At 43.9% G+C, this 23,865-nt stretch carries 23 protein-coding genes; 13 read left to right on the top strand and 10 right to left on the bottom strand.

The features are described 5' to 3' along the window. Positions 1 to 85 precede the first annotated feature (85 nt). A complete protein-coding gene (gene seqA, locus ACHFJ9_RS12245) occupies positions 86 to 628 on the bottom strand; it encodes a replication initiation negative regulator SeqA (protein WP_005393026.1) in 543 nt (180 codons plus the stop codon). 92 nt (positions 629 to 720) lie between these two features. Here seqA and ACHFJ9_RS12240 point away from each other — a divergent pair, with 92 nt between their 5' ends. The 3 genes from ACHFJ9_RS12240 to fldA all read left to right on the top strand — a co-directional run bounded on the left by ACHFJ9_RS12240 (position 721) and on the right by fldA (position 2,404). Next, positions 721 to 1,488 carry an alpha/beta fold hydrolase gene (locus ACHFJ9_RS12240; RefSeq protein WP_395356950.1) on the top strand — a complete coding sequence of 256 codons (768 nt, stop codon included), beginning with the start codon at positions 721 to 723 and terminating at the stop codon, positions 1,486 to 1,488. A gap of 112 nt (positions 1,489 to 1,600) precedes the next feature. Next, on the top strand, positions 1,601 to 1,822 hold the full coding sequence (locus ACHFJ9_RS12235) for a DUF2788 domain-containing protein (RefSeq protein WP_005393038.1): 222 nt from the start codon (positions 1,601 to 1,603) through the stop codon (positions 1,820 to 1,822). Between the two features lie 48 nt (positions 1,823 to 1,870). Further along, entirely contained in the window at positions 1,871 to 2,404 is a 534-nt protein-coding gene (gene fldA / locus ACHFJ9_RS12230) for a flavodoxin FldA (RefSeq protein WP_005393040.1), read from the top strand. 50 nt (positions 2,405 to 2,454) lie between these two features. Here the strand turns inward: fldA and ACHFJ9_RS12225 are convergent, their stop codons facing one another. Next, positions 2,455 to 2,958 carry a DUF4442 domain-containing protein gene (locus ACHFJ9_RS12225; protein ID WP_395356948.1) on the bottom strand — a complete coding sequence of 168 codons (504 nt, stop codon included), beginning with the start codon at positions 2,956 to 2,958 and terminating at the stop codon, positions 2,455 to 2,457. A gap of 200 nt (positions 2,959 to 3,158) precedes the next feature. Here ACHFJ9_RS12225 and fcrX point away from each other — a divergent pair, with 200 nt between their 5' ends. After that, complete coding sequence (gene fcrX / locus ACHFJ9_RS12220; RefSeq protein ID WP_005382141.1) at positions 3,159 to 3,608, top strand: ferric iron uptake transcriptional regulator FcrX; 450 nt, start codon at positions 3,159 to 3,161, stop codon at positions 3,606 to 3,608. Between the two features lie 289 nt (positions 3,609 to 3,897). Here the strand turns inward: fcrX and glnS are convergent, their stop codons facing one another. Both glnS and nagE read right to left on the bottom strand, forming a co-directional pair. After that, positions 3,898 to 5,568 carry a glutamine--tRNA ligase gene (gene glnS, locus ACHFJ9_RS12215; protein WP_005393044.1) on the bottom strand — a complete coding sequence of 557 codons (1,671 nt, stop codon included), beginning with the start codon at positions 5,566 to 5,568 and terminating at the stop codon, positions 3,898 to 3,900. Positions 5,569 to 5,803: 235 nt separating this feature from the next. Further along, positions 5,804 to 7,375: an N-acetylglucosamine-specific PTS transporter subunit IIBC gene (nagE, locus tag ACHFJ9_RS12210; RefSeq protein WP_006742711.1), complete on the bottom strand. Its 1,572-nt coding sequence runs from the start codon at positions 7,373 to 7,375 to the stop codon at positions 5,804 to 5,806. Between the two features lie 490 nt (positions 7,376 to 7,865). Here nagE and nagA point away from each other — a divergent pair, with 490 nt between their 5' ends. The 4 genes from nagA (at position 7,866) to asnB (ending at position 13,785) form a co-directional block, all read left to right on the top strand. Beyond that, positions 7,866 to 9,002 (top strand): N-acetylglucosamine-6-phosphate deacetylase, encoded by a 1,137-nt coding sequence (nagA, locus tag ACHFJ9_RS12205; protein WP_395356945.1) that lies wholly within the window; start codon positions 7,866 to 7,868, stop codon positions 9,000 to 9,002. 2 nt (positions 9,003 to 9,004) lie between these two features. After that, on the top strand, positions 9,005 to 10,219 hold the full coding sequence (locus tag ACHFJ9_RS12200; RefSeq protein ID WP_005393050.1) for an ROK family protein: 1,215 nt from the start codon (positions 9,005 to 9,007) through the stop codon (positions 10,217 to 10,219). A gap of 81 nt (positions 10,220 to 10,300) precedes the next feature. Further along, positions 10,301 to 11,890 (top strand): cation:proton antiporter family protein, encoded by a 1,590-nt coding sequence (locus ACHFJ9_RS12195; protein ID WP_006742714.1) that lies wholly within the window; start codon positions 10,301 to 10,303, stop codon positions 11,888 to 11,890. A gap of 230 nt (positions 11,891 to 12,120) precedes the next feature. Further along, positions 12,121 to 13,785 (top strand): asparagine synthase B, encoded by a 1,665-nt coding sequence (gene asnB / locus ACHFJ9_RS12190; protein WP_005393054.1) that lies wholly within the window; start codon positions 12,121 to 12,123, stop codon positions 13,783 to 13,785. A gap of 146 nt (positions 13,786 to 13,931) precedes the next feature. Here asnB and rfaH read toward each other — a convergent pair whose 3' ends face one another. After that, the gene (gene rfaH, locus ACHFJ9_RS12185) at positions 13,932 to 14,432 is read right to left on the bottom strand and encodes a transcription/translation regulatory transformer protein RfaH (RefSeq protein WP_005393056.1); all 501 of its coding nucleotides are present in this window, start codon (positions 14,430 to 14,432) and stop codon (positions 13,932 to 13,934) included. Positions 14,433 to 14,766: 334 nt separating this feature from the next. Between rfaH and ACHFJ9_RS12180 the strand changes: the two genes are divergently transcribed. Beyond that, positions 14,767 to 16,155 carry a peptide MFS transporter gene (locus ACHFJ9_RS12180; RefSeq protein ID WP_395356942.1) on the top strand — a complete coding sequence of 463 codons (1,389 nt, stop codon included), beginning with the start codon at positions 14,767 to 14,769 and terminating at the stop codon, positions 16,153 to 16,155. Between the two features lie 43 nt (positions 16,156 to 16,198). On the opposite strand, the gene hemH is transcribed toward ACHFJ9_RS12180, so the two are convergent. The 3 genes from hemH to htpG all read right to left on the bottom strand — a co-directional run bounded on the left by hemH (position 16,199) and on the right by htpG (position 20,200). After that, the gene (gene hemH, locus ACHFJ9_RS12175) at positions 16,199 to 17,161 is read right to left on the bottom strand and encodes a ferrochelatase (protein WP_395356940.1); all 963 of its coding nucleotides are present in this window, start codon (positions 17,159 to 17,161) and stop codon (positions 16,199 to 16,201) included. A gap of 168 nt (positions 17,162 to 17,329) precedes the next feature. Beyond that, positions 17,330 to 17,974, bottom strand: a complete 645-nt coding sequence (gene adk / locus ACHFJ9_RS12170; protein WP_005393061.1) for an adenylate kinase — start codon at positions 17,972 to 17,974, stop codon at positions 17,330 to 17,332. Between the two features lie 321 nt (positions 17,975 to 18,295). Next, the gene (htpG, locus tag ACHFJ9_RS12165) at positions 18,296 to 20,200 is read right to left on the bottom strand and encodes a molecular chaperone HtpG (RefSeq protein ID WP_176320265.1); all 1,905 of its coding nucleotides are present in this window, start codon (positions 20,198 to 20,200) and stop codon (positions 18,296 to 18,298) included. A gap of 271 nt (positions 20,201 to 20,471) precedes the next feature. Here htpG and ACHFJ9_RS12160 point away from each other — a divergent pair, with 271 nt between their 5' ends. The 4 genes from ACHFJ9_RS12160 to ACHFJ9_RS12145 are packed head-to-tail and all read left to right on the top strand — an operon-like array spanning position 20,472 to position 22,978. Continuing rightward, positions 20,472 to 21,350 carry a transcriptional regulator gene (locus tag ACHFJ9_RS12160; RefSeq protein ID WP_395356937.1) on the top strand — a complete coding sequence of 293 codons (879 nt, stop codon included), beginning with the start codon at positions 20,472 to 20,474 and terminating at the stop codon, positions 21,348 to 21,350. 10 nt (positions 21,351 to 21,360) lie between these two features. Continuing rightward, complete coding sequence (gene toxS / locus ACHFJ9_RS12155) at positions 21,361 to 21,876, top strand: transmembrane regulator ToxS (protein ID WP_005393067.1); 516 nt, start codon at positions 21,361 to 21,363, stop codon at positions 21,874 to 21,876. Positions 21,877 to 21,922: 46 nt separating this feature from the next. After that, a complete protein-coding gene (locus ACHFJ9_RS12150; RefSeq protein WP_256955889.1) occupies positions 21,923 to 22,678 on the top strand; it encodes a sulfite exporter TauE/SafE family protein in 756 nt (251 codons plus the stop codon). A 21-nt stretch (positions 22,679 to 22,699) separates the two neighbouring features. Then, entirely contained in the window at positions 22,700 to 22,978 is a 279-nt protein-coding gene (locus ACHFJ9_RS12145; RefSeq protein ID WP_005382088.1) for a SelT/SelW/SelH family protein, read from the top strand. A gap of 38 nt (positions 22,979 to 23,016) precedes the next feature. Here the strand turns inward: ACHFJ9_RS12145 and yfcE are convergent, their stop codons facing one another. Beyond that, complete coding sequence (gene yfcE / locus ACHFJ9_RS12140; RefSeq protein ID WP_005393071.1) at positions 23,017 to 23,562, bottom strand: phosphodiesterase; 546 nt, start codon at positions 23,560 to 23,562, stop codon at positions 23,017 to 23,019. 64 nt (positions 23,563 to 23,626) lie between these two features. Next, positions 23,627 to 23,836 (bottom strand): hypothetical protein, encoded by a 210-nt coding sequence (locus ACHFJ9_RS12135; RefSeq protein ID WP_005393073.1) that lies wholly within the window; start codon positions 23,834 to 23,836, stop codon positions 23,627 to 23,629. Positions 23,837 to 23,865: the final 29 nt, after the last annotated feature.

Here is a 23,865-nt window from a genome sequence, read left to right as displayed (position 1 = left end):
ATCCTTTCTTTAAATACAAATAAAATTAAAAAAGCCTCATAATATCCGCTAACTGCGACACATTATGAGGCTTCTATCAGGTTTCTTAGATTGAACCTGTTACTTTTTCTATTAAGTCAGGTTGGTACCCCATGTGTGTCATCACTTGTTCAACCATCTGTCTTTTACGACTGGTATTGTTGTTCGTGATAACCCAAAACGGTGTGCCAGGAATGGCTTTTGGCTTGGTCGTGTTGCCATTTGCCAACAAGGTTTCTTCATTATCTGCAAAGTACACGCGTTTGCGTCCCTTTACATTCGTAGCCTGCGCGAAACCTTCTGGATTTAATTTATGTAAGGTCGATAGTACTAACATAAAGCGATCAATCGCTTTTTTTAGACCGGCAAACTCATCAGAAATAAGCAGCGAACGCATTTCTTTCACTACATCAACAGATTCCGTTTTACCCGCATCTTTACTTACTACAATCCCTTGTGGCTTCTCTACTACAGGCGCGGCTTCAGCTTCCTGCAACTGACCATCAAGGTTTAAAAGGCGTCGCAAAATATCCGAGGCGCTTTCACCGATATGCTTAGTTTGGCTAGCAATGTAACGGTATAGATCCTCATCAACCTCAATTGTTTTCATTCGCTTTTCACATTCTCAATGTTTAAACTCTGGGGGATTATAACGAGATCCTCTCGGATACTCCACGTTAAACCCATCACGAATAAGATAAAATGTCAGCATTACTCAACTATAAGCAGGAAGGCCAAGGCCAAACAGTTGTTTTGATTCACGGATTGTTTGGTAGTTTAAGTAATCTGGGTCTACTAGCCCGCGATCTTATTAAAGATCATACGGTGATCAGTATTGATCTGAGAAATCACGGCCTCTCTTTTCACTCACACATTCATAATTACGCCGACATGGCAAAAGATGTGGCGCAACTCCTACAACACTTAAATGTAGATCCATCTATTATTATTGGGCACTCAATGGGTGGAAAGGTCGCGATGACACTGGTGGACATTGCTCCAGAGCTCGTCAAACAGTTGGTTGTGCTCGACATGGCACCTGTCACCTACACAGCAAACCGTCACGACAATGTGTTTAATGGTTTACACGCCGTAATTAACGAAAAGCCAGCAAGCCGTCAACAAGCGATGGATATCCTAGCTCAACATGTTGAGATCGACGGTGTAAGACAATTTCTCTCTAAGTCACTATACAAAAATGGCGATAAAATGGACTGGCGGTTTAACGTACCGAGCCTTTTTGAGAATTACGCACAAATTATCGGCTGGCAGGAAATTGCCCCAACAGACATACCCACTCTGTTTATTAAAGGTGGTGATTCCGATTACTTAATGCCAGAGCACCAACCTGCGGTGCAAAAACAGTTCAAACAAGCAAAAGCACATATTATCGCTAATACTGGCCACTGGCTTCACGCCGAAAAACCGGCTGAAGTAATGAGAGTCATTCGGAAATACATTTCGAGTTAACAAATTCGAAAAGCAACAATAGATTATTGAAATAACCCTTCTTGTAGTGCATTAACTTTACCGTTTAACAGTGGTATAGTGCGCCCAAGATTTTTCGGCATGAAGGACTAAAATGCTTTACGACTATATGGATATGCTCGAGTCTATTGGGCTCGATCTTCTTTTTGCTGCTATCTTCTTTTTCATCGGGATGGCGATAAAAGATGTGCTAAAGCAAGGCAATGTACCTGTTTTTGGTCGTCGTATTGTGTGGTTAGTCCTTTTCCTAGGCTGTGCTGGCTTTATTGCAAAAGGTGTAATTCAGCTAACTTGGGAAGGCTCTGGGTTAGGTTAAACCCTTAGTACCATCGCCAATAACAAACAATGTAAAGGTATAGACTCTATGGCAAGTGTAGGTATCTTCTTCGGTAGCGACACAGGTAATACTGAAGCCGTTGCAAAGATGATTCAAAAGCAACTAGGTAAGCATCTAGTTCACGTTCAAGACATCGCGAAAAGCAGCAAAGAAGACATTGATAACTTCGATCTTCTTCTTCTAGGTATCCCAACTTGGTACTACGGTGAAGCACAATGTGATTGGGATGATTTCTTCCCTGAACTTGAGCAAATCGACTTCTCTACTAAGCTAGTGGCTATCTTTGGCTGTGGCGACCAAGAAGACTACGCAGAATATTTCTGTGACGCGATGGGCACAGTACGTGATATCGTTGAGTCTAAAGGCGGCACAATTCTTGGCCATACTTCAACAGAAGGCTACGAATTTGAAGCGTCTAAAGCACTTGTTGAAGGCGACGACAGCCAATTCGTAGGTCTATGTATCGATGAAGACCGTCAACCGGAACTGACTGACGAGCGTGTTGAGAACTGGGTTAAACAGATTTACGAAGAAATGTGTTTAGCTGAGCTTGAAGGCTAAATAAATCGAATTATGCAAAGACCTCCGATTGGAGGTCTTTTTGTATATTTTCACAAAGCATCGGTGAGCGCTTCCTCTTCACGATACTGAGGTTTCTTTCTTACATAAAGCTTGCGTTGAACCTCTGAAACCACGTTCCCCTGTTTATCTTTTACATGGGTAATAAATTCAGGAAAACACTTTTCCCCATTCCGTGTCATTTGATAAATGTTTTCTAGCATCCCTTCAGTAACTTCGAATTCTGCATATAAATCACTTTGCCCTGGCTTAATAAAGTTAATACTCGCCTCTTTATCCCACACGTAATACTCCTCGCGTAGAATCCCCATCAGCATCAACGAGTATATGGGATCAGTTAAAGAGAAAATACTGCCACCATACTGAGTACGATTGGCGTTTTTATTCCACCAGCGAAGTTTCAAACGCACCTTCACGGTACGAAAGTCTTCAGAAATATGTAAGATTTTAATACCAGCGCCCCAAAAAGGTGGCCAAATATTGAGTGCGAATTTTACAATTCCTGGTTTGTATATCTTCGCAAGTCGCTTATTCATCGCAGTCCGTGCCCTCTCTAAGCTCAATGTTACAAAGTTGTAACTGGTCAGATCTGTAATATAATCGACCTGTTTCTAATTTACAAAAAGATTCTATTAACCCTTTGAAGTTCGTGGTTTAATGTTCTGAGCGCTTATCCTATAATGGTAGGAAGATTGAATTCTGTTAAATCGCTGCAGATGATCCAACGGGAAAGTATATGTCAGATAATAATCAGGCGCTGAAGGATGCGGGTTTAAAAGTAACCCTTCCAAGGCTAAAAATTCTAGAAGTACTTCAGCAGCCAGACTGCCAGCACATCAGTGCTGAAGATTTGTACAAAAAGTTGATTGATCTAGGTGAAGAGATTGGCCTAGCAACTGTTTACCGAGTTCTAAACCAATTCGATGATGCTGGTATTGTAACTCGTCACCACTTTGAAGGTGGTAAGTCAGTCTTCGAATTATCGACTCAACATCACCACGACCATCTAGTGTGCCTAGACTGTGGTGAGGTAATTGAATTTTCTGACGATCTTATTGAAGAACGTCAAAAAGAGATTGCAGCTAAGTACAATGTCACGCTAACAAACCACAGCTTATACTTGTACGGCAAGTGCAGTGATGGTGGTTGTAAAGACAATCCAGATGCACACAAACCAAAAAAATAACGGTTTGTTGATTTAAAATAAACGTCAGCTCATGCTGGCGTTTTTTGTTTCTGAGGGCGATATCTTTCAATAGCTGAATTGCCGTACCAACTTTTGTAAAGCGTCGATTAGACTTACCAATTCAAACCTTAATAAACATCATTGTTTTGCCTCCAAACCGAACATTTATCAAACGTCCCTCGTTCTTAAGCAACTCCCTACACTACCTATAACCGCCGCATTACGATAATGAGAATAAAAAAATGCCAGCATTTGCTGGCATTTTTATCGGTTTTTGCATTAATCGAGATTATTGGTTCTCAATTTTTGCCCAAGTATCACGTAGACCAACCGTGCGGTTGAATACTAGTTTATCTGCAGAAGAATCTTTCGAGTCTGCGCAGAAGTAACCCATACGCTCAAACTGATAGCCTTTTTCTGCTTCTGCTGATGCTAAGCTAGGCTCTACAAAACCATTGATCACAACTAATGATTCAGGGTTGATTGTAGAAGCAAAGTCTTCTGCTGCACCCGGGTTTGGAACCGTAAATAGACGATCGTAAAGACGGATTTCCGCTGGTAATGCTTTATCAGCTGATACCCAATGAATCACACCTTTTACTTTACGGCCATCAGCCGGGTTCTTACCTAGTGTGTCTGCATCGTAAGAACAGAAGATAGTCGTGATGTTGCCTTCGGCATCTTTTTCAACGCGCTCTGCTTTGATCACGTAAGCACCACGTAAGCGAACTTCTTTACCTAACACTAAACGCTTGTACTTTTTGTTCGCCTCTTCACGGAAGTCTTCACGCTCAATCCACAACTCACGAGTGAATGGTACTTCACGCACACCCATCTCTGGTTTGTTTGGGTGATTAGCAACCGTCAAGTTTTCTACTGCACCTTCTTCAAAGTTTTCGATAACAACTTTAACAGGATCCAGCACAGCCATTGCACGCGGAGCGTTCTCGTTTAGGTCATCACGAATACAAGATTCTAGTGAGCTAAACTCGATCATATTTTCTTGCTTCGTTACACCAATACGCTTACAGAACTCACGGATAGATGCTGGCGTGAAGCCACGACGACGCAGACCTGAGACTGTTGGCATACGTGGGTCATCCCAACCGTTAACCAGTTTTTCCGTGACGAGTTGGTTAAGCTTACGCTTAGACATCACTGTGTATTCAAGGTTTAAGCGACTAAACTCGTACTGATGTGGACGGCTTTCGATCGTGATGTTGTCCAGAACCCAGTCGTACAGACGACGGTTATCCATAAACTCAAGCGTACAGATAGAGTGTGTAATGCCTTCTAATGCATCAGAGATACAGTGCGTGAAGTCGTACATTGGGTAAATGCACCACTTATCACCAGTTTGGTGGTGCGTAGCAAAACGCACACGGTATAAAACTGGATCGCGCATAACCATGAATGAAGAACCCATGTCAATCTTGGCACGAAGACACGCTTTACCTTCTTCAAATTCACCAGCGCGCATTTTTTCAAATAACGCTAAGTTCTCTTCAACAGAACGGTCACGGTATGGGCTTGGTTTACCTGGCGCCTTTAGCGTGCCACGGTATTCACGAATCTGCTCTGGACTTAGCTCATCTACGTACGCTAAGCCTTTGTTAATCAATTCAATTGCATATTCGTAAAGCTTATCGAAGTAGTTTGATGAATAACATACTTCACCACTCCACTCAAAGCCCAACCAGTTTACATCTTTCTTGATAGACTCAACGTATTCGATGTCTTCTTTTTCAGGGTTCGTATCGTCGAAACGTAGATTACATTGACCCTGGTAGTCCTGAGCAATACCGAAGTTCAAACAGATAGACTTAGCATGACCGATATGCAGGTAGCCATTTGGCTCCGGCGGGAATCGAGTATGCACGCTAGTGTGTTTACCATCCGCTAGATCTTTATCAATGATCTGGCGAATAAAGTTTGATGGACGAGCATCAGCTTCACTCATCTATAGCACCTCAAAAATATTAGTATTGTCAGAGAAAACGGAACTCTGCATCCAAGTATGGTTTTGCAGAGTACATTGTTTCTAATGATCCACAATTCTAAGCAATTAGACAACAAGAACTCGCGCTAAAACGACAATATTTATCGAGTTAGTGCGAAAGCACAGCAGATTCAAAGTGCCAAAACAAAAAAAGACCTCCCGAGGGAGGCCTTAGTCAGATATCAGTTCGATGTAATTAAGGCAGTTTTACATTCGATAGGTCTTCATTAGCACCGATTGCTTTCATTTCGCCAGCAACGATTTCAGCTAGAGGACCAAGGATAACTTGAAGGTTGTTTTCACCAAGTTTAACCACACCTTTCGCACCCAATTTCTTCAGTACTTCCTCATCAGCGACTGAACGATCTTTTAGCGTCAAGCGTAGTCGAGTGATACATGCGTCGATTGAAGTTAGGTTATCATGACCGCCAAGTGCTTTTAAGTATTGGCGAGCTAGGTCACCACTTTTCTTCTCACCAGCAGGCGCAGCTGCTTCGCTGTCGTCATCTTCACGACCAGGCGATTTCAAGTTGAATGCGCGGATTGCGAAGCTGAATGTGAAGAAGTATAGAGCACCAAAGCCAAGACCAACTGCACCAAGTAGTAGCGGTTTAGTTGCTAGACCGTAGTTCAACAAGTAGTCAATTAGACCAGCTGAAAATGTGAAGCCGTGTAGCGTACCAAGCATGTTAGCAACAACAAGCGACAGACCAGTGAACACTGCGTGAATCGCGTATAGTGCAGGCGCTAGGAATACGAACATGAACTCTAGAGGCTCTGTGATACCAGTTAGGAATGAACAGAATGCAACAGAGAACAATGCACCACCAACTTGGCTGCGTTTCTCAGCAGGAGCCGCTAGGTACATAGCAAGCGCCGCACCAGGTAGACCGAACATCATTACTGGGAAGAAACCGTTCATGAACACACCAGCGCTCTTATCGCCGCCGAAGAAACGGTGTAGGTCACCAGATTTAACTGTTTCAGTTACTTCCTTCACTGTTGCAGTGATTTCAGGAGTGACAGAGTTAGCGAATTCAAATGTATGAGTTTGACCAGCCACAAGCGTTTTCGCTAGCGCAGGATCAACACACAGTTGTTGTAGAGCAGGAAGCGCTTGACCCGCAGCATTTGCACCAGTTACTAGCACTTCTTGACAAGACCCCATACCAAACCAGAAGAATGAGTTAAGTACGTGGTGTAGACCTACAGGAATAAGGGCTCGGTTCAGTGTACCGTAGATAAACTGACCAATAGCGCCAGAAGTTGAGATGCCATGAGCAAGCGCATCTAGACCACCTTGAATTGTTGGCCATACAATGCCACCAACTGCACCAGCAACTAAAGCGAATAGACCTGCCATAATCGGCACTAAACGTTTACCAGAGAAGAAAGCAAGCCACTCAGGAAGACGTGTAGCATGGAAAGCGTTGTAAGAGTGGCCAGCAATAATACCTGCGATGATACCACCAAAGAACGACATGTTTACTGATGCATCAATTGTTGACGCTGTCGCTGTCAGTACAAAGTACGCAACTGCACCAGCAAGGCCAGCTGCACCTTGACCATCTTTAGATAGACCGATCGCAATACCAAGGCCAAATAACAATGGAAGGTTAGAAAAGATTGAGTTACCTGCTTGTGCCATAAATGCGATGTCAAAAACATCCGGCTGGCCCAAGCGCAGTAACAAGCCTGCGATTGGCAAAGTCGCAATAGGAAGCATAAGAGCTTTACCTAACTTCTGCGCGTATCCGAGAATATTCACCTTAAGTTCCCCCTATAGGATTAGATGTTATGTTGAATGACTTATTTCAGTCGTCCAATTTAGTCATCCTCAGTTTATGACATTAATTTTGCTCCGCAAATTAAAAGCTCACCGTTTGTGATCATAATCACCACAATTTGCCCTTTCGGAAGGTTTTTGCTAGCGAGATCATAAAACTTATTTTATTATACGAAAAAAATGGCGTTTTAAAGATAATATTCTCGCACTTTATGCAAGGCAGAATCAGTGTTATTTTGGTATCTAGGCGGGTAAATCACTGTAACTTTGCTCTGAAAAAGAATCATAAAAAACCATACAATTATTACTTTTCAGTTAGTTACTATGACAATAACATCGATAAAACGCGACTTGCTGTATGTGACTCGTTATCTAATTCAGTGATACAAACTAAGTACCCATATGACTAAAGCAGTCTCCACTTAGGTAACGATATAGAAATTGAATTCTCATCTATAAGGACTAGCTGACTATGTACGCGCTAAGTAACTGTAAAATTTATACCGGTAGTGATGTTCTTACCGATCATGCGGTCATCATCGAAAACGACCTTATTCAATCTATTGTACCGGCTGCAGAGCTACCTCAGGGCATCGAAGTGAAAGACCTCGCAGGCGCAAACCTAAGTCCGGGCTTTATCGACCTGCAACTGAATGGCTGTGGCGGTGTAATGCTAAACGATGCAATCACACCGGAAACCATGCAAATCATGCACGAAGCAAACCTCAAGTCCGGCTGTACTAGCTTCTTACCAACGCTCATTACTTCATCAGACGAAGATATGCGAACTGCAATTTCTGCCGCTCGTGAATACCACAACCAATATCAAAACCAATCACTTGGTCTACACCTAGAAGGTCCTTATCTTAACGTCGCGAAAAAAGGTATCCACAACGTCGATTTTATTCGCCCGTCAGATGAAAACATGATTGATCTTATCTGCGCAAACGCCGATATCATCGCTAAAGTAACGCTTGCACCAGAGCAAAACGATCCAGAGCATATTGCACGATTAAAAGCAGCCGGCATCGTAGTTTCTATTGGTCATACAAATGCGACCTACGCCGAAGCGCGTAAAGGCTTTGAAGCAGGTATTACTTTTGCCACACACCTATTTAATGCGATGACACCAATGGTTGGTCGTGAACCTGGAGTTGTTGGTGCAATTTATGATACGCCTGACGTTTATGCTGGCATTATTGCTGATGGTTTCCACGTAGACTACGCAAACATCCGAATTGCTCATAGAATCAAAGGTGAAAAGCTTGTTTTGGTGACGGATGCCACAGCTCCAGCAGGTGCTAACATTGATCACTTTATTTTTGTCGGTAAGAAAGTATATTACCGAGATGGTAAGTGTGTTGATGAAAACGGCACACTAGGCGGCTCAGCTTTGACAATGATAGAAGCAGTTCAGAATTCAGTTGAGCACGCGGGGATCGCTTTAGACGAAGCTCTACGAATGGCCACGTTATACCCAGCAACTGCAATTGGTGTTGAGGATCGCCTTGGCCGAGTTCGAAAAGGGATGGTTGCAAACCTGACCATTTTCGATCGTGACTTCAAAGTAAAAGCGACGGTTGTTAACGGACAATACGAGCAAAATTAAGCATGAATGGCGGACAGATTGGTAATGTAGATTTAGTAAAACAGCTTAACAGCGCTGCGGTATATAGGCTGATTGATCAGCAAGGTCCTATCTCCCGTATTCAAGTCGCAGATGTGAGCCAGCTCGCACCTGCTAGTGTTACCAAAATAACCCGCCAACTTTTAGAGCGCGGCCTTATTAAAGAGGTCGCCCAGCAAGCTTCAACTGGTGGTCGTCGTGCAATCTCTCTGACCACCGAAGTCAAACCCTTCCACTCTATTGCGGTTCGTTTAGGTCGAGATTACGTACAATTTTGTTTGTACGATTTAGGTGGCACTGCACTTGCGGAAGATCAGCACGAACTGCATTACACCAACCAAGCTGACTTGATCGCTGGGCTTATCGATTTACTTAAAGAATTCGTAAACCGTTGCGAAGACAAAATTGATCAGCTCATCGCAATTGGTATTACGCTACCGGGCCTTGTAAACCCAACAACAGGCGTAGTTGAGTACATGCCGAATACCGATATCGATAATCTGGCGCTGGGTGAAATTGTTGGAGAGAAGTTTAATACCGCATGCTTTGTTGGGAATGACGTACGTGGCATGGCGTTAGCGGAGCACTACTTTGGGGCAAGCCAAGACTGTCAGGACTCCATTTTAGTTAGCGTTCACCGCGGTACTGGCGCAGGTATTATCGTTAACGGCCAGGTTTTTCTTGGCTTTAACCGCAACGTCGGTGAAATTGGTCATATTCAAATCGATCCGCTTGGTGAACAGTGCCAATGTGGGAACTTTGGTTGCTTAGAAACCGTAGCAGCGAACCCAGCCATTATCCAACGAGTAAAACAACTGATTGCTCAAGGCTATGAGTCAAGCTTGACTGACCTTGAAAACATCACGATTGAAGCTGTGTGTCAGCATGCAATGGATGGTGACGAACTTGCAAAGCAAAGTTTAGTGCGAGTGGGTAACCAGTTAGGTAAAGCGATTGCAATTACCGTTAACTTGTTTAACCCTCAGAAAATTGTCATTGCGGGCGACATTACTGCCGCACAAGACATTGTCTTCCCTGCAATTCAACGTAATGTCGAAAATCAATCTCTCAAAACTTTCCATAACGACCTTCCTATCGTGGCTTCACACATTGATAAGCAGCCAACGATGGGTGCATTTGCGATGATTAAACGCGCAATGCTAAACGGAGTTTTGTTACAAAAGTTACTTGAAGACTAAGTTTATACAACTAATTGAGTTACAATCTCGGGCTGTGTTTTCACAGCCCGTTTTTGTATATCAGGAATACAGCTCAACAGTATGGAAATTATTCTAATTACAACAGCTTTTTTAGCTGGCTTTATTGCGCTTAAATGTAGCCTCCCTCCCCTCGTTGGTTTTCTACTGGCAGGATTTGGTTTGCATGCATTTGGCTATCAAAGCAATGACGTTATCGTCACTCTTGCAGATCTTGGTGTCACTCTTCTTCTATTCACGATCGGACTCAAGCTTGATGTCAAAACGCTACTGTCCAAAGAAATATGGGGAGGAGCGACCGCCCACAACATACTGTCTACCGCTTTTTTTGCACTAGCGCTATCAGGTTTAAAACTACTGGGCTTAACTTCGCTCGCCAGTATGGATAGCGGTCAAATCCTACTTTTAGCTTTTGCACTATCGTTCTCCAGTACCGTTTTTGCCGTAAAAGCATTGCAAGAAAAAGGGGAAATGAACGCTACCTACGGCACACTCGCGATCGGTATCTTGGTTATGCAAGATATTTTTGCCGTGGTATTCCTGACTGCTTCAACTGGCAAAGTCCCAGAATGGTATGCCATTGGTTTGTTCGCATTGCCTTTCCTTCGTCCGCTATTCTATAAGCTGTTAGATAAAGTTGGCCACGGCGAAATGCTGGTGCTGTTCGGTATTTTCTTCGCGCTTGTTGTTGGGGCTGGGCTATTCGAACTGGTCGGTATGAAACCAGACTTGGGCGCGCTGATTTTAGGCATGTTACTCGCAGGCCACCCTAAAGCTTCAGAGCTATCCAAATCGCTATTCAATATGAAGGAGCTGTTCTTAGTCTGCTTCTTTTTAAACATTGGCTTGTCCGCTTCATTGAGCGTCAATGGCGTCGTACTCGCCCTACTATTTATCTTACTGCTGCCAATAAAAGGGCTCTTGTACTTCGTCACGATTAATCACTTTAAGTTTCGAGTACGTACCTCTTTGCTCGCCTCTTTATCGCTGTTCAACTACAGTGAGTTTGGCCTTATTGTCGCAGGGTTGGCCTATAAAATGGGCTGGATGCCAAGCGATATGCTCGCTGCGATTGCGGTTGCGGTGTCTGTGTCCTTTATTATTTCTGCGCCACTTAACCGCCTTAGCCACAAAATTTATCAACACTCCGGCAAGTGGCTGCAAGAGACAGCCGCAGAAAAGCTTAACCAGCGTGACCAACTCATTAACCCTGGGCATGCCCAGGTATTGATCTTAGGCATGGGGCGCATCGGGACTGGGGCCTATGATGAATTACGTGCGCGCTATGGCAAAATTTCACTAGGCATAGAAATTCGTGAAGATGCAGCACATCAGCACCGTTCAGAGGGAAGAAACGTGATCGCTGGCGATGCCACAGACCCAGATTTTTGGGAACGAATTTTAGATACAGGTCATGTCAAACTGGTGCTGCTTGCCATGCCTCATCATCAAGGTAACCAAACCGCACTTGAGCAGCTTAAACGCAGAAAATATAAAGGGCAAATAGCTGCTATCGCCGAGTACCCAGATCAGTTGGAAGGTTTGCTGGAAAGCGGAGTTGACGCCGCATTCAATATATACAGTGAAGCAGGTAGCGGTTTTGCTCGACATGTGTGTAAACAACTCGAACCTCAGTTCACACCAATAAAATAAGCAACCATACTAATATTTTTTAAAAGCCTTTCTATCAATAGAAAGGCTTTTTTGTATGGTTTTTATACCAAACCTTGATTTCATTCACCAAACGAGCCATTAAATTAAATAATATTTACACAACAAGGCTTTTTATCATTTTTATAATCACAAAACGTTGCTTTTTTTACTAGTAATGGCAAATTGAAGCCATACCGATTAGAAATTATTTAGTTTAGTAAGGATGTAGTATGTGTTCAGTATTTGGCATTTTAGACATTAAAAGCGATGCAGCCGCATTGCGCCCTATCGCATTAGAAATGTCGAAAAAACTTCGTCATCGTGGCCCTGACTGGTCTGGGATTTACTCTTCAGAGCGCGCTATTTTAGCGCATGAGCGCTTGGCGATTGTTGGTCTAAATAGTGGTGCACAACCGCTATACAGCCCTGATAAAAAGCTCATCCTTGCAGTCAATGGTGAAATCTACAACCATAAAGAAATTCGTGCTCGTTACGAAGGAAAATACGAGTTTCAAACCGATTCAGACTGTGAAGTCATTCTTGCACTGTACCAAGATATGGGTGCAGATCTCCTTGAAGAACTAAACGGTATTTTCGCTTTTGTTCTGTACGATGAAGAAAAAGACGAATACTTAGTCGGTCGCGACCACATTGGCATTATCCCTCTTTATCAAGGTCATGATGAGCATGGCAACTACTATGTTGCATCAGAGATGAAGGCACTTGTTCCAGTATGTAAAACAGTGAGCGAGTTCCCTCCTGGTAGCTACTACAGCTCAAAAGATGCCGAGCCAACGCGTTACTATGTTCGTGACTGGAACGAATACGCTGCCGTTCAAGGTAACACCACCAGCAAAGAAGAACTGACTGAAGCACTAGAAGCAGCGGTTAAACGCCAACTAATGACGGATGTTCCATATGGTGTTTTACTATCAGGTGGTTTAGATTCATCCATCACCTCTGCTGTGGCTAAACGTTTTGCTGCAATGCGAATTGAAGACGATGAAAAGTCAGAAGCTTGGTGGCCACAACTGCACTCTTTTGCTGTTGGCCTAGAAGGCGCGCCTGACCTGAAAGCCGCTCGCGAAGTTGCCGACCAAATCGGTACCGTTCACCATGAAATGACTTATACAATTCAAGAAGGTCTCGACGCGATTCGCGACGTGATTTACCACATCGAAACGTACGATGTGACCACCATCCGCGCATCCACGCCTATGTTCTTAATGGGTCGCAAGATCAAAGCGATGGGCATTAAGATGGTACTTTCTGGTGAAGGTGCAGATGAGATCTTTGGTGGTTACCTATATTTCCACAAAGCACCAAACGCGAAAGAGTTCCACGAAGAAACAGTACGTAAGCTGCTTGCTCTGAACATGTTTGACTGCGCGCGCGCAAACAAATCGCTAGCGGCATGGGGGGTTGAAGGCCGAGTACCGTTCCTTGATAAAGAGTTTATTGATGTTGCAATGCGCCTAAACCCAGCAGATAAGATGTGTGGCAACGGCAAAATGGAAAAACACATTCTACGCGAGTGTTTTGAGCATTACTTGCCAGAGTCGATCGCATGGCGTCAAAAAGAGCAGTTCTCTGATGGCGTAGGTTACAGCTGGATTGATACGTTGAAAGAAGTCGCAGAGCAAAAAGTGACGGATCAGCAGATGGAAACGGCTCAATACCGCTTCCCATACAACACGCCAACCACCAAAGAAGGTTACGTGTACCGAGAAATCTTTGAAGAGCTATTCCCACTACCTTCAGCGGCTGAGTGTGTGCCAGGTGGTCCTTCAGTAGCTTGTTCATCAGCGAAAGCGATTGAATGGGATGAGTCATTCCAAAACTGTGTAGACCCGTCAGGTCGTGCGGTGCAAACCGTCCATAACGACGCTTACTAAGCGACTAAGTAGGGTGTCATGCCCTACCTAATCGGTAATCATCGTTGTTTTGCTAAGCTCGCTAAACAGCGTCCCACTGCTGGTGATCACCAGCAAGATTAAAAAAGAGGTGCCAAAGCACCTCTTTTTTTGTTTGTACGCATTAGCTATTTCAAGTCTAAATCGCTGTTGTCAATGCTGACAGGCACTCGTTTAGTGATCATCTGCACTAACATGATTGAGCGTTTCTCACCATCTTGCTCTTGGAAGATAGCATCTATACCTGCAAACTGACCGCTCTTAACTCGGATTTGATCACCTGGTTTTGGCATACACTCAGAAGCGGTATTTTCATTACAGCATTTTTCTAGCTGCATCAATTCAAAGACTAAGTCACCTTGGACTTCTTTCGGTTGAGCACCAAAACGCACGAAATCAACAACCCCTCGAGTGGAGCGGACTGAGGTGAAGTTAGGTCCCTGTTCATAATCAAAGTAAGCAAACACATAACAAGGAAACAGCGGCTCTTCGACTTTTTGTCTTTTCCCGCGCAAAATCTTCTCAACTTCTACAGTTGGATAAAAGCACTCTACACCTTGGTTTTCAAGGTGCTGTTTCGCCCTAACCTGCTCCCCACGTTTACAATAAAGTAGATACCAACGTTTCATCTTTTTTACTAGCCAATTCTATTTTGTTTTTATCCTAGCATTAAGCCAAAGTTGAGTCATTGACATTCAGTTTATCTATAAAAGTATGATTATACATCGCTCGCATTAACGATATCTTTTCAATAGCTTACGAGAAGAAGTCCATAGACAAAAATGGAAATTAAGTTTGTAACACAGCCAACACACCATCATATCATCTGCAAATTCACCCAAAAACAGTTACTTAACAAGCAACTTTAGTCGTAATGCAAAATTTTATTGTTTGTCACTCATTAAATTGCAATGTATACGTAGAAGTCGTTAAAAAATGTAATAACTATTATTAGAAGAGCTTATGTCAAACCAACATCAATATTTCGGCCACCCTCGTGGCTTGTTCTTATTGTTCGGTACTGAACTGTGGGAACGCTTTTCTTACTACGCAATGCGCGCCATTCTAGTACTTTACCTTACAGATACAACGATGAATGGCGGCCTTGGCTGGTCAACTAAAGACGCACTAGATCTATACGGTATTTATACTGGTCTTGTGTATATCACACCTCTCATCGGAGGTTACTTAGCGGATAACTATCTAGGTCAACGCCGTTCAATTTTGCTTGGTGGCGCGTTAATGGCTATCGGCCAGTTTACACTCGCACTTCCCGCTGACGCTCTGGGTATTGGTTCGCTACACAGTTTCTATTTAGGTCTTGGCCTGCTTATCACTGGTAACGGCCTCTTTAAACCGAATATCTCAACCATGGTTGGCGATTTATATAAAGAAGGTGACAACCGTCGTGACGGCGCATTCACTATCTTTTATATGGGTATCAACTTAGGTGCGTTACTTGCCGGCGTCGTTTCTGGCTCTGTGACAACCTCTTACGGTTGGAAAGCCGGTTTTGTGGCCGCAGGTGTAGGTATGATTATTAGCTTAGTGATGCAAATGGTGCTAGCTCAATCATGGCTTGGTGACATTGGCCGCGAACCGGCGGCGAAACGAGATCTAAACAACAAAAACTCAACCACGAAGCAGCCACTCACCAAAGAAGAAGTGAATCGACTAAAAGTAATTCTGGTCATGAGCTTATTCACTATTGTCTTCTGGGCAGGCTTTGAACAAGCTGGTGGTCTGATGAACATCTACACTCAACAATATACTGATCGCATGATTGGTGGTTTTGAAGTTCCTGCTGCGTGGTTCCAATCACTAAACCCATTTTTCATTATTACTCTAGCGCCAGTTCTGGCTGTCCTTTGGGTAAAATTAGGTAAACGAGAACCCACTTCGCCAGTTAAATTTGCGATGGCACTATTTTTCTTGGCAATTGGCTTCCTATGTATGGTTGGCGCTGTGCTAGAACAAGGTGGAGACACAACGGTAAAAACATCAATGTTGTGGCTGGTGGGTGCTTTCTTCTTCCATACATTGGGCGAACTGTGCTTATCTCCAATTGGTCTTTCACTGGTGACCAAGTTAGCACCGCTTCGCTTAGCTTCACTCATGATGGGTGCATGGTTTGGCTGTAATGCGATTGCAAACTACGTTGCGGGCTATGTGGGATCTCACGTAGGCGAATTGGGCGCAATGGCTATCTTTAGTGGCATTGCCGTCAGCGCTACCGTGAGTGGTGTCATCCTACTTCTATTCTCGAATACGCTCGTTCGCTGGATGCATGGTGCAGAGAATACTCACAGCACAGCAGAACAAGTCGAAGAGCAGCAAGTGCAAGTCGCTTAATCGCTCTACAAAAAAGGGTCGCTTTTGCGACCCTTTTTTGTACCTAAAGCTTAGAGTGAACTAACTCAGCCATCATTTCTATATGAAGCTCACTATCGTTCAAACAAGGAATGTAGGTAAAGTTTTCACCACCTGCTTCAAGGAAAATCTCTTTACACTCTTCCGAGATTTCTTCCAACGTTTCTAAACAATCCGAAGAGAATGCTGGTGTCACTACATTGATATTTTTTACCCCTTTTGCAGGAAGTGCCTCTAGGGTTTTATCGGTATAGGGCTGTAACCACTCTTCTCGGCCAAATCGAGACTGATACGTCATACCTATCTGTTGCTCGTTTAACCCTAACGCTTCAGCGAGTAAGCGAGTCGTCTCTTCACAGTGCTGAGGGTAAACATCTCCATTATCAGCGTAACGTTTTGGAATACCGTGATAAGAACATAGCAAGTAGTCTCCCTTACCATACTCTCGCCAATGTTCACGAACTGAATGCGCTAACGCTTCGATGTATTTCGGGTGATTGTAGTAATCCCGAATAAAGCTAAAGCCCGGCATCACGGGCAGGTTTTTAAACGCTTTAGTGATTCCGTCAGAAACCGCTGCCGTTGTTGTGCCCGAGTATTGCGGATACAAAGGTAAAACGATGACTTCCTCTACCCCTTGGGCCAATAGCGCTTCAAAACCTGATTGCAAACTTGGATTTCCATAAGTCATGCCAAGTTCGACTGGCATATCAAGCTTTTGAGCCAACTTTTCTGTTTGACGCTTAGAGTACACCATCAGTGGCGAGCCCTCTTCCATCCAAACTGATTGGTAGAGTTTAGCAACCTTGGGAGCTCGGATTGGAAGGATAACGCCGTGCAATAGCGGACACCAAAGCCATCGAGTCATGTCTACCACTCGGTGATCATGAAGAAACTGACTTAAAAAGCGCTTTACGGCAGGAGCGGTTGGTGCGTCAGGAGTACCCAGGTTCACTAGGAGTACACCCTGTTTATTATTCTCTTTCATAACATCCTATTCATGGTAAACGGCTTGGTTCATATACTTAAATAGCCTCAAAGTGCTGCATCGCTGCAGCTTGAAGTTATTTAGATATATGTTTACGAGTAAACTAAAAAAGCGACCACTTGGGTCGCTTTCAATATATCAAAATATTAAATTTTTGACTTCAGCAAATTAAGAAAGTGCTTTCTCGATATCTGCACTAACTTCAGCTACTTGCTTAGTACCATCAAACTTAAGGTACTTAGTGTTGCCTGCTTCAGCTTCTTTACCGTAGTAGTTGATTAGTGGTGCAGTTTGCTCGTGGTAAACACCTAGACGTGCACGTACTGTTTCTTCTTTGTCGTCATCACGAACAACAAGATCTTCACCAGTTACGTCATCTTTACCTTCCACTTTAGGTGGGTTGTAAACAACGTGGTAAGTACGACCAGAAGGAAGGTGAGCACGACGACCTGCCATACGCTCAACAATCACATCGTCAGCAACGTCAAATTCGATAACGTAGTCTACATCAACGCCCATTTCTTTTAGGCCGTCAGCTTGAGGAATAGTACGAGGGAAACCATCCAGTAGGAAACCGTTTGCACAGTCTTCTTGAGCGATACGCTCTTTGATAAGACCAAGGATGATTTCATCAGAAACTAGCTGACCAGCGTCGATAACAGCTTTAGCTTGTTTACCAAGCTCTGTACCTGCTTTGATAGCAGCACGAAGCATATCACCAGTAGAGATTTGTGGAATACCGTATTTTTCCATGATGAAGTTTGCTTGTGTGCCTTTACCTGCACCTGGAGCACCTAGAAGAATGATGCGCATGATTTATCCTCTTTAATATTTAAGATTTATACCGAAGCTCACAATAGCTGGGCTTCTTAGACATCAAACCCGAGAAGCACTCGCAACGATAAGTTTCGGTATAACGTATATAGGCGAGCAAAAATACACGCCTTATTACTCACATTCAAGTCGTAGATTCTATCACAGGTTCGCCGCGCAAAGAGTGTATTAAGACTAAAGAATGTTAACGATACCCTCTTTCATGCCCTATTGATTATTAACTCAACACTTGAGATGCAAAATTTTGCGACAACAAACAAAAAGCTCGCGAAATGCGAGCTTTTTGATGTACTGAGGTTATTACACCTTAGTCAAAAGTTTATTAACAGCTCCTAAGAACTCCGTTGGGTCCTCAATTGAGCCTCGCTCTGCAAGCATTGCTTGACCAAGCAGGACTTCTACCCAACGACCAAATGCCTCTTCATCCGCTTCGTCAGCCATGCGCTTAACCAGCTCGTGCTCAGGGTTTAGCTCAAAGATGTACTTCACTTCTGGCACTGCCTGACCCGCCGCTGCAAGAAGCTTCGCCATTTGAGTGCCCATTTCGTAGTCGTCCGTTACCACAACAGCAGGTGTAGACGCGAGTTTAAAGGTCGTACGAACTTCTTTCACACGATCGCCTAGGTAAGACTTCGTGCGTTCTACAACCGACTTAAACTCTTCTTCAGTTTCTTTCTGCTTCTCTTTTTCTGCTTCATCTTCAAACTGACTTAGATCGAGCCCAGCTTTTGTGATTGACTGGAACTGCTTACCATCAAACTCAGTTAAGTAGTTCATCAGCCACTCATCAATGCGGTCGTACATCAAGATAACTTCAATGCCTTTCGCTTTGAACTGCTCTAAGTGAGGGCTGTTTTTCGCAGCTGCATAGCTGTCTGCCGTCAAGTAGTAGATCTTATCTTGACCTTCTTTCATGCGCTCAACGTAAGCAGCTAGACCCACGGTTTGCTCCGCAGAATCCACTTCAGTTGAAGCAAAGCGCAATAGGCCTGCAACTTTCTCTTTGTTTGCAAAGTCTTCTGCCGGCCCCTCTTTCATCACAAGGCCAAACTCTTTCCAGAATGATTGGTATTTCTCTTCATCATTCTTAGCCATGCGCTCTAACATCGTTAGCACACGCTTAGTACAAGCATTACGTAGAGACTGAGTCACTTTGTTATCTTGTAAGATCTCACGCGATACGTTGAGTGGCAGATCATTGGAGTCTATTAAACCACGTACAAAACGTAGGTAAGACGGCATGAACTGCTCTGCATCGTCCATAATGAACACGCGTTGTACGTACAGTTTCAAGCCTGATTTGTGGTCGCGGTTCATCATATCCCATGGCGCTTTAGATGGGATGTAAAGCAAGCTCGTGTAATCGTTTTTACCTTCTACACGGTTATGGCTCCAAGCCAATGGATCGGCAAAGTCATGTGACACGTGCTTGTAGAACTCTTGATACTCTTCATCTGAGATATCCGATTTATTACGCGTCCACAGTGCTTGAGCTTTGTTGACTTGCTCCCACTTCTTCTCATCCGTTTCTTTGCCTTCGTCATCTCGAACAACAGTTTGGATGGAAACTGGGATGCCAATGTGATCCGAGTACTTGCTGATCACATCACGTAGACGCCATTCATTTAGGAACTCTTTACCTTCTTCACGCATATGAAGAATGATATCAGTACCACGCGATTCTTTAGTGATGTTTTCGATGGTGTACTCACCTTCACCGGCTGAGTGCCATTGTACTGCTTCATCAGCGGCTAGGCCCGCAGCACGAGTGCGTACGGTGACGGCATCAGCAACGATAAACGCAGAGTAGAAGCCAACACCAAACTGACCAATAAGCTGAGAGTCTTTGCTCTGCTCTTCAGACAGCTTTGAGAAAAACTCCGCGGTCCCGGATTTTGCGATCGTACCTAAGTGCTCGATCACATCATCGCGGCTCATACCGATACCGTTATCAGAAATGGTTAAGGTATTTGCGCTTTCATCAAACGACAGTTTCACGCAAAGGTCTGCATTACCTTCATATAAGTCTGGGTTAGATAGCGCTTGGAAGCGCAGCTTGTCCGATGCATCTGATGCGTTAGAAATCAGCTCGCGCAAAAAGATCTCTTTATTTGAATAAAGAGAATGGATCATTAAATGCAGTAGTTGTTTTACTTCTGATTGAAAACCACGAGTTTCTTTGTTTTGAGATACGGTTTCGCTCATGTGTGCTCCATAACATCTAAACTAATTGGCTTTTTCATGGAGATAAGTTTGTGACTTTCCCCTTGAAATTACCTTACTGAGATGTCATTTAACATGTGGCTGACAAATGTAAATTCAAGGTCAATATTGCTAAAAACGGTGTTTTTTTAGAAAAATTTAATTATCCTACCAGCCTAAAAGCATCTAAAATGTCGTGCGCACTCCATGCGCTTCGGTAATTTTGTGACATAAATCACTATAATTACAACATCATCCATCTAAGAAGAACTAAATGACTAACATCGGCACCAAATTTCTACTTGCTCAAAGGTTCACCTTTGATCCAAATAGTAATTCGCTCGCTGACCAACAAAACGGCAACGACGTTGTACGATTAGGAAGCAACGAAAGCCGTATACTTCTGATGTTGGCAGAGAGACCAAACGAAGTTTTAACCCGTAACGAGCTTCACGAGTTTGTTTGGCGTGAGCAAGGTTTTGAGGTGGATGACTCAAGCCTGACTCAAGCGATCTCTACTCTGCGTAAGATGTTGAAGGACTCAACAAAATCTCCAGAGTTTGTTAAAACGGTTCCCAAACGCGGTTATCAACTCATTTGTTCAGTGGAACGCTTAAGCCCATTATCTGCTGACTCTAATACTGACGTTGAAGAAGCCACTTCTGAAAATGAAGCGCACGCTGCGGAAATAGAAACAAGTGACGCGCCGTCAACAGAAGCGGCGGCAGACACCACGATTGAAGTAGAGCCTCAAGTAGAACTACCTAAGGCACAGCCAAAACCAGCAGCTAACACTAATAACTGGCTGCCGCGTATGATCGTTCTTTTGTCTCTACTGCTTCCTATTTGTGTATTGCTCTTCACCAATCCTGCAGAATCCCAATTCCGTCAGATTGGTGAGTATCAAAATGTACCTGTGATGACGCCAGTGAACCACCCGCAAATCAATAGTTGGTTGCCGTCCATTGAGCAGTGCATTGAACGCTACGTAAAATACCATGCAGAAGATTCAATGCCGGTAGAAGTGATTGCTACAGGTGGCCAGAACAATCAGCTGATTCTGAACTACATTCATGACAGTCAACATTCATATGAGAACGTGACATTGCGTATTTTCGCTGGTCAAAATGACCCAACCGATATCTGTAAATAAGGAGGCCAGAATGAAGATAAAATTAGCATCTGCGGTTTTGGCCGTATCCGTTCTTTTCAGTGGTTGGTTATATTGGGGTAGCGACCTAAAAGTGGAACAGGTCCTCACTGCCAATGAGTGGCAGTCAACCATGGTGACGGTCATTACAGACAGCTTGCCTGACGATCCTGTCGGCCCACTGCGTCGTGTTAATGTTGAATCAAATGTGAAATATCTCCCTAATGGGGACTATATTCGCGTAGCAAATATCAAACTATTCGCTCAAGGTTCAACGGCAGAATCCACGATTAATATCTCGGAAAAAGGGCGCTGGGAAGTAAGTGACAACTATTTGTTGGTTTCGCCTTCTGAGTTTAAAGATATTTCATCTTCTCAATCAAAAGACTTCTCCGAAGCACAGCTACGTTTGATCACTCAAATCTTTAAGCTTGATGCTGAGCAAAGTCGCCGTATTGATGTCGTGAACGAAAAAACGCTATTGCTCACTAGCTTGAACCACGGTTCTTCGGTGCTGTTTAAAAACTAACTTTGATTTGATGATAAGGGGGCAAGACGCCCCCTTTATTTTGCTTATGGATTGGCTAGATACCCTCACCCTCTTTTTCGGCTCACTTATCGCCAATACTCTGGCTTCGCTTTCTGGCGGCGGTGCAGGCTTACTTCAATTCCCTTTGCTCATCTTTCTCGGCTTGCCATTCTCGGTTGCGCTGGGGACACATAAAGTGGCTTCCGTCGCTTTAGGCTTAGGGGCAGCAAGTACACACTTAAAAGCAGGCACAATTAAATGGAAGATCGCGCTCTACCTTATAGTCTCTGGCAGCATTGGCGTAGTCTTAGGGGCGAATTTAATTGTCCAAATACCTGATGGTATGGCGGAAAAAATGCTAGGGAGCATGATTCTCGCGCTCGGCATCTATTCACGATTTAAGAAATCGTTAGGCCAATCAGAAATAATACGTAACCGTCACCCAATCGGTTGGGTCATCGGCGGTGTCGGACTAATGCTCATAGGTATCATCAACGGGTCGCTGACCGCAGGTTCTGGTCTGCTCGTGACATTATTTTTAGTTCGCTGGTTTGGGTATAACTATAAACAAGCCGTTGCTTACACCATGATTTGTGTCGGCCTGTTTTGGAATGGCATTGGAGGCATTGCCGTCGTCCAAGCTGGCGCTCCGATACATTGGGCTTGGTTGCCTGTTTTATTGTTAAGCTCATTTCTAGGCGGCAGTTTAGGCGCATGGGCCGCGACTCGATACAGCAACCGAGTGATTAAAATTGCATTCGAAATTCTCACGTTTGCCGTGGGTATCAAGTTGCTAGTTTAAACCGATTAAAAGGAAAGTTTCATGGATAAAGCAATCATTGATATTTATTACTGCCGCCAATGCAACTGGATGTTGCGTTCAACTTGGCTATCGCAAGAATTACTGCATACTTTTAGCGAAGAAATAGAAACGATCAGCTTACACCCAGATACGGGTGGTCGCTTCGAAATTTTCTGTAATGGCCAGCAAATTTGGGAACGGAAAAAAGACAGCGGCTTTCCTGAAGCAAAGGTGCTAAAACAGCGCGTAAGAGACATTATCGACCCAGAACGCGATTTAGGACATTCAGACACAAAATAGGGAGCAATTTGCTCCCTATTTTTTACTTAGTAAAACCGTTAAATCATGGTTTGTGCTAATACTTCGCCTTCTGGCGTTTTTACCGTTAGCGTATTGTCTTCTAAAGTACCAAAGCTTCTTGGTAAACCATTACGTGGAAATGTCATCGAGCCTGGGTTAAAAATAATGGCCCCATCTTGCATCTCTGCGACAGGAACATGCGTATGACCGTGGGCGATGATATCACCTTCACGCAGTGGCGGCCGTTTTTCAGAGTTGTACAAGTGACCATGAGTCAAAAAGATTCTCTTGCCAGATTCAAGTAGCACCCACGAGTAATCCATCATCATTGGAAACTTCAATAGCATTTGGTCTACTTCACTATCGCAGTTACCACGCACAGAAATAATTTGATCACTGTATTGGTTCAATAGCTCCGCCACCTGCGGTGGGTTGTAACCTTCTGGAATCGGGTTTCTTGGCCCGTGGTTTAGCGTATCCCCCAACAAAATCAGGTGCTCCGCACCAGAGGCTAAAAATAGCTCAATAGTTTCTTTAGTTGCTGGCAAAGAGCCATGCAGATCTGAGGCAAAAAATAGTTTCACGACATCGTCTCCTCACAAAGTACGAGGTCATTCTACGGCATTTTTATGACAGCTCAACCAACGACTACTGATAACGCAATGATTCAATGACCATAGGCAAAATATAGAACCATGCGGCATACGCAGTTCCAACCAACACCAGTATCCAAAACACCATCGACATAAATTTTGACTTAGCTAGGTGGTGCAGCGGGTCTGGCTCTCCGCATCCTGGACATGCGTGAGCGCGCTTTGAGATTTGTTTCTCACACACAGGGCAAGAGACTAAAGGCATGATACAAATTCCTCGACAATAGACTTAGG

This window comes from Vibrio sp. D3, from assembly GCF_043995865.1.
GTDB classification, from domain to species: Bacteria; Pseudomonadota; Gammaproteobacteria; order Enterobacterales; family Vibrionaceae; genus Vibrio; species Vibrio diabolicus.
The sequence above is the reverse complement of the archived record's forward strand: the minus strand, read 5'-3'. Positions and strand labels throughout refer to the sequence as shown.

Bases quoted from the DNA above. Each gene is read 5' to 3' on its own strand.
- seqA (WP_005393026.1), bottom strand. From the start codon at position 628: ATGAAAACAATTGAGGTTGATGAGGATCTATACCGTTACATTGCTAGC.
- ACHFJ9_RS12240 (WP_395356950.1), top strand. From the start codon at position 721: ATGTCAGCATTACTCAACTATAAGCAGGAAGGCCAAGGCCAAACAGTT.
- ACHFJ9_RS12235 (WP_005393038.1), top strand. From the start codon at position 1,601: ATGCTTTACGACTATATGGATATGCTCGAGTCTATTGGGCTCGATCTT.
- fldA (WP_005393040.1), top strand. From the start codon at position 1,871: ATGGCAAGTGTAGGTATCTTCTTCGGTAGCGACACAGGTAATACTGAA.
- ACHFJ9_RS12225 (WP_395356948.1), bottom strand. From the start codon at position 2,958: ATGAATAAGCGACTTGCGAAGATATACAAACCAGGAATTGTAAAATTC.
- fcrX (WP_005382141.1), top strand. From the start codon at position 3,159: ATGTCAGATAATAATCAGGCGCTGAAGGATGCGGGTTTAAAAGTAACC.
- glnS (WP_005393044.1), bottom strand. From the start codon at position 5,568: ATGAGTGAAGCTGATGCTCGTCCATCAAACTTTATTCGCCAGATCATT.
- nagA (WP_395356945.1), top strand. From the start codon at position 7,866: ATGTACGCGCTAAGTAACTGTAAAATTTATACCGGTAGTGATGTTCTT.
- ACHFJ9_RS12200 (WP_005393050.1), top strand. From the start codon at position 9,005: ATGAATGGCGGACAGATTGGTAATGTAGATTTAGTAAAACAGCTTAAC.
- ACHFJ9_RS12195 (WP_006742714.1), top strand. From the start codon at position 10,301: ATGGAAATTATTCTAATTACAACAGCTTTTTTAGCTGGCTTTATTGCG.
- asnB (WP_005393054.1), top strand. From the start codon at position 12,121: ATGTGTTCAGTATTTGGCATTTTAGACATTAAAAGCGATGCAGCCGCA.
- rfaH (WP_005393056.1), bottom strand. From the start codon at position 14,432: ATGAAACGTTGGTATCTACTTTATTGTAAACGTGGGGAGCAGGTTAGG.
- ACHFJ9_RS12180 (WP_395356942.1), top strand. From the start codon at position 14,767: ATGTCAAACCAACATCAATATTTCGGCCACCCTCGTGGCTTGTTCTTA.
- hemH (WP_395356940.1), bottom strand. From the start codon at position 17,161: ATGAAAGAGAATAATAAACAGGGTGTACTCCTAGTGAACCTGGGTACT.
- adk (WP_005393061.1), bottom strand. From the start codon at position 17,974: ATGCGCATCATTCTTCTAGGTGCTCCAGGTGCAGGTAAAGGCACACAA.
- htpG (WP_176320265.1), bottom strand. From the start codon at position 20,200: ATGAGCGAAACCGTATCTCAAAACAAAGAAACTCGTGGTTTTCAATCA.
- ACHFJ9_RS12160 (WP_395356937.1), top strand. From the start codon at position 20,472: ATGACTAACATCGGCACCAAATTTCTACTTGCTCAAAGGTTCACCTTT.
- toxS (WP_005393067.1), top strand. From the start codon at position 21,361: ATGAAGATAAAATTAGCATCTGCGGTTTTGGCCGTATCCGTTCTTTTC.
- ACHFJ9_RS12150 (WP_256955889.1), top strand. From the start codon at position 21,923: ATGGATTGGCTAGATACCCTCACCCTCTTTTTCGGCTCACTTATCGCC.
- ACHFJ9_RS12145 (WP_005382088.1), top strand. From the start codon at position 22,700: ATGGATAAAGCAATCATTGATATTTATTACTGCCGCCAATGCAACTGG.
- ACHFJ9_RS12135 (WP_005393073.1), bottom strand. From the start codon at position 23,836: ATGCCTTTAGTCTCTTGCCCTGTGTGTGAGAAACAAATCTCAAAGCGC.